The organism is Streptomyces sp. NPDC054956 (assembly GCF_053609185.1).
This window is the reverse complement of record NZ_JBSGXB010000478.1, coordinates 1-3,900: the sequence shown is the minus strand read 5'-3', so window position 1 is coordinate 3,900 and position 3,900 is coordinate 1. Positions and strand designations below refer to the sequence as shown.

The following is a 3,900-nucleotide window of genomic DNA, read 5'->3' as shown; positions in this document are numbered from 1 at the left end:
GGGGGGGGGGGGGGGGGGGGGGCGCTTCCCCCCCCGGGGCGGGGGGCCCGGGGGGGGGGGCGGCGGGGGGGGGCGGCCCGGGGGCTCCCCGCGCGGCGGCCGCCGGCGGGGGGCGCCCCCCCACGGCCGCGAGCTGACCCCTGACGACATGCGGGCCGAGCACAACCTCGGCCCGCTGCTGGCGGGTTCGGGCTGGCGCATGACCTCGTACGCCGACGAGGACACCCGGTTCCTGGCGCTGGCCGTCCGTACCCCCTGAAGCGACCAGGACGGTCGTCGCGCCCCCTTGCCTCGGGTCCGTGCAGGTAGCGGGCTTGGAAATCGCCTCCCGCGGGCTCTCGACGCGGCGGTTACTCGCTGGTTAGGGTGCGCCGACGAGAGAACGACCGGGAGGCCACGTGTCCGACGAGGAGGACGGCGGTTCGCTGTACGTGCTGACCGCCGTACTGCTGACCCCCGCGCAGTTCCCGAGCATCCTGGGAGACGACTTCCCCGAGGCCTGCTCCCTGCTCGGCGTGCCGCCGGTGCCCGGCGGGTACGGGCTGGTGCTGGGGCAGGACGAGGAGGGCGCGCGCTGGACGGTCGTCGTCGACGACGTCTCGCTCGTGGCCATGGCCATCGCCTCCTGGGACTGCGGGATGGAGTACGACCTGTCCCCCGACGAGCGCTCCATCGTGATCTCGCTGGCGGGCTGGCCGCTGGACCTCGCGGTGGCGACGGCCGGCATCCCGGAGCCGCACGATCCGGAGCAGGGCGCGGACGGAACGGGGCGGGTGCCGCTGGCGCCGCCCTCGGCCGAGACCTGGGGCCCGGTGCAACGGCGCATGGGCGCCGACCAGATCGCCCGGGAATGGGCGGACTGGAGCGAGCGCGTGGCCTCGGACGGCGGGGCGGCTGCCGCCTCGCACCCCGGGCTGGCACGGGCCCTGAAGGAGGCGCTGGGGTACACCAGGACCCCGCCGCCGCCCGGCCGGGTCCGGTCGTCCTTCGCGGGCGAGGAGGCGCGCACGCTGCGCGTGGACGGGCCGGGATGGTCGATGGTCGCCCGCACCGGCGGGGCGGCCTTCGTCCTGCTGGACGAGGAGCCGAGCGAGGTCCTGTCGGTGCCGCACGCGGCGGACGGGGAACTCCCGGAGCTGACCGAACTGCTGGCCGCGCTGGACCGCGTCGCGGTACGGCCGTCCTGAACACGAGGGGGAACAAGGTGAAGGCCGAGCCGGTGGAGATGGTTCCGGTGGGCGTGGTGGTCGGCGGCCGCGCCGAGGTCGCCGACGACGACTGGGGGCGGGAGACCGCGGTGATCCGCCTGGACGGTGAGCGGTTCGGGCCCGAGGCGCTGTACGGGCTGGAGGACTTCTCGCACGTCGAGGTGGTCTACCACTTCGACCGGGTGCCGCAGGACAGGATCGAGACGGGCGCGCGCCATCCCCGGAACAATCCGGACTGGCCGCTCGTCGGCATCTTCGCGCAGCGCGGCAAGAACCGGCCGAACCGGCTGGGCGTCTCGCGCTGCCGCGTCGTGAAGGTGGACGGTCTGGCGCCCGGCGGTCCCGAGGTGCACGTGGAGGGCCTGGACGCGGTGTCCGGGACCCCCGTGGTCGACCTCAAGCCGTACATGACGGAGTTCGGCCCGCGCGGCGAACACCGCCAGCCGGAGTGGGCGACCGTGCTGATGCGCGACTACTACTGAGCGGCACGGCCGGCACGGCCGGGCGCGCGGCCCTGCCCTGACCTGCTCGCGGAGCCGGGCCCGCGGGACCGGCTCCGGCGTCAGACCCGTTCGAGCGGGACGTGGGGGACCGGCGGGAACGTGACCTCGATGGCGTCGCCGGGCCGGATCGTGCCGCCCCGGTGGACCACGCCCATGATTCCGGCCTTGCGGAGCAGGTTGCCCTCGTCGTCCCGGCCCACCACCTGCTTGAGCAGTCCGTGCTGGAAGGCGTCGATCTGCAGGCACGGGTTGCGCAGCCCGGTCACCTCGACCACGGCGTCCTCGCCGAGGTGCAGCAGGGTGCCGGTCGGGAGGCCGAGGAGGTCGATGCCCTCGGTGGTCACGTTCTCGCCGAGCTGCCCCGGCTCGACGTGGTGGCCCGCCGGCGCCACTTCCTCGAAGAGCTCTTGGTGGATGAGGTGCACCTGCCGCAGGTTCGGCTGCGTCGGGTCCTGGGCCACGCGCGAACGGTGCTTGACCGTGACCCCCGCGTGCACGTCGCCCTCGACCCCGAGCCCCTCGAGGAGCGTGATGCTCTCGCGCGTGGGCTTGGTGAACGAGTAGACGCCGTTGCTGCTGACCGCCGCGACCTGTCCCGCACGCACCCTGCTCATGAACCTCTGCCCCCCTGTCGGCCTCAGCGGCCGATCTGCTTCCTGGATATACCCCGCAGCCTACGACGCTGGGAGGAGTCCAACAGCAGGTAGGCGGCCGTCGGCACCCCGATCAGGACCAGCAGTCCCGCCCAGAACCCGACCGCCCAGAACAGCACGATGGCTGCCACGACTCCGGCAACCGCGACCTTTCCGCTCGTGGACATCTGCGGACACCTCTTTCTCCGTCGGCCACTACCCCCCTCAACGCGCGCTCCGGCCCCCGCGTTCCCAGCCGCGTGAACGATCGGTGAAGTGACCCGGGTCACGGCGGCGCCGCGTCCTGAGGGCGTGACGGGTGGGTTAACCTCGGCCGCCCGTACCCGGTAGTCAAATGTGAGGATTGCGTGCTCGCGACGGTCTCCGGCCTGATCCACTCCTCCGCCGTCTTCCTGCCCGCGGACCCGCCCCGCGACGGCCGGATCGCCTTCTGGGAACCGGACGGGCACAGCGGACCCCACGAGCTCCACGAGCTGCACGGCCTCGGCTCCGTCGAGGAGCTCACCGTCGTCACCGCGGAGCTGCGGCGCACCGCCGTCGGTGCCCTGGTCCTGCCCGTAGCCGAAGCCCTGCCGCTGCTCACCCGGCTCCGGGCCGCCGGCTCGGCCGGGGCCGCGCCGTTCTGGGGCGCCGCGGCCCTGCTCGCCCTGCGCCTGGCCGCGCGCGGGCTGCTGCTGCCCGGGCTCAGCCCCGCCGGGTACGACGCCTGGCGGCTCGGGCCCCTGGACCCCGCCGACCTGGAGGAGATCCGGGAGCTGGCCGCCGCCATGCCACCCGCCGCGCACTGCGTACCGCTCGGCCCCGACGGGGACGGCCCGGGTGCGCACGCGGAACCCGCCGTCGACGACGGCCCGCCGCGGTTGCCCGCGCCGGAGCCGCTGCTGCGCGCCTTCCTCGACGCCGTCGCCGACACCCTCCCCCGCTCCCCCGCCGCGCCCGCAGCCGCCGGCGGCCCCGCCTACGCGGCCCGCGCTCCCCGGCTCCACCCCGAGCTGCGCGAGTGGGCCGCCGAGGTCGCGGCCGAGCACGACGCGGGCGTGCGCGTCTCGCTCCGGATCGAGGTCGACCCCTCCTGCGAGCCCGCCGCCTTCCGGGCCGTCCTGCAGATGCACGGCGGGGCCGACGCCTCCCTCGTCGCGGACGCCGCCGACGTCTGGGCCGGAGCCGGCCCGGCTGCGGCGGCCTTCCCGCCGCGTGCCCGCCTGGACGCGCTCCGGGCCCTGCGGGGGGCCGCCCGCCTCTGGCCGCCGCTCGAACCGCTGCTCGCCGGCGCCGTGCCCGACTCGGTGGACCTCGCCGACGAGGAGGTCGCGGAGCTGCTCGGGGAGGCCTCCCGCGCCCTGGCCGCCGACGGGGTGCAGGTGCACTGGCCGCGCGGGCTCGCCCGTAACCTCACCGCCCGGGCCGTCGTCGGACACGCGGCGCCCGCGACCGCCGGCGACCTCCCCGGCCTGCTGTCCCCCACCGCCGCGCACCCCCTCGGCTGGCGCTACGCACTCGGCGGCCAGGGCGATCTGACCACCGAGGAACTGGACC

General features: G+C 75.6%; 5 protein-coding genes and 1 pseudogene. 4 read left to right on the top strand and 2 right to left on the bottom strand.

Annotated features, from left to right (window positions below):
* Positions 1-112: 112 nt before the first annotated feature.
* From ACWGDE_RS36965 to ACWGDE_RS36955, 3 genes and pseudogenes are all read left to right on the top strand, one after another.
* Positions 113-259: pseudogene (locus tag ACWGDE_RS36965) on the top strand (SAM-dependent methyltransferase); the annotation flags it as partial.
* Between the two features lie 139 nt (positions 260-398).
* Positions 399-1,187, top strand: coding sequence for a hypothetical protein (locus ACWGDE_RS36960; RefSeq protein WP_453393462.1), 789 nt, complete (start codon positions 399-401; stop codon positions 1,185-1,187).
* Positions 1,188-1,225: 38 nt separating this feature from the next.
* On the top strand, positions 1,226-1,690 hold the full coding sequence (locus ACWGDE_RS36955; RefSeq protein ID WP_453393463.1) for an SAM-dependent methyltransferase: 465 nt from the start codon (positions 1,226-1,228) through the stop codon (positions 1,688-1,690).
* Between the two features lie 80 nt (positions 1,691-1,770).
* Here the strand turns inward: ACWGDE_RS36955 and ACWGDE_RS36950 are convergent, their stop codons facing one another.
* Positions 1,771-2,325: an MOSC domain-containing protein gene (locus ACWGDE_RS36950; RefSeq protein ID WP_453393461.1), complete on the bottom strand. Its 555-nt coding sequence runs from the start codon at positions 2,323-2,325 to the stop codon at positions 1,771-1,773.
* Between the two features lie 23 nt (positions 2,326-2,348).
* On the bottom strand, positions 2,349-2,531 hold the full coding sequence (locus ACWGDE_RS36945; protein ID WP_112452614.1) for a hypothetical protein: 183 nt from the start codon (positions 2,529-2,531) through the stop codon (positions 2,349-2,351).
* A gap of 180 nt (positions 2,532-2,711) precedes the next feature.
* Between ACWGDE_RS36945 and ACWGDE_RS36940 the strand changes: the two genes are divergently transcribed.
* On the top strand, positions 2,712-3,900 hold a 1,189-nt coding region (locus ACWGDE_RS36940), incomplete at its 3' end, for an SNF2 helicase-associated domain-containing protein (protein ID WP_453393460.1).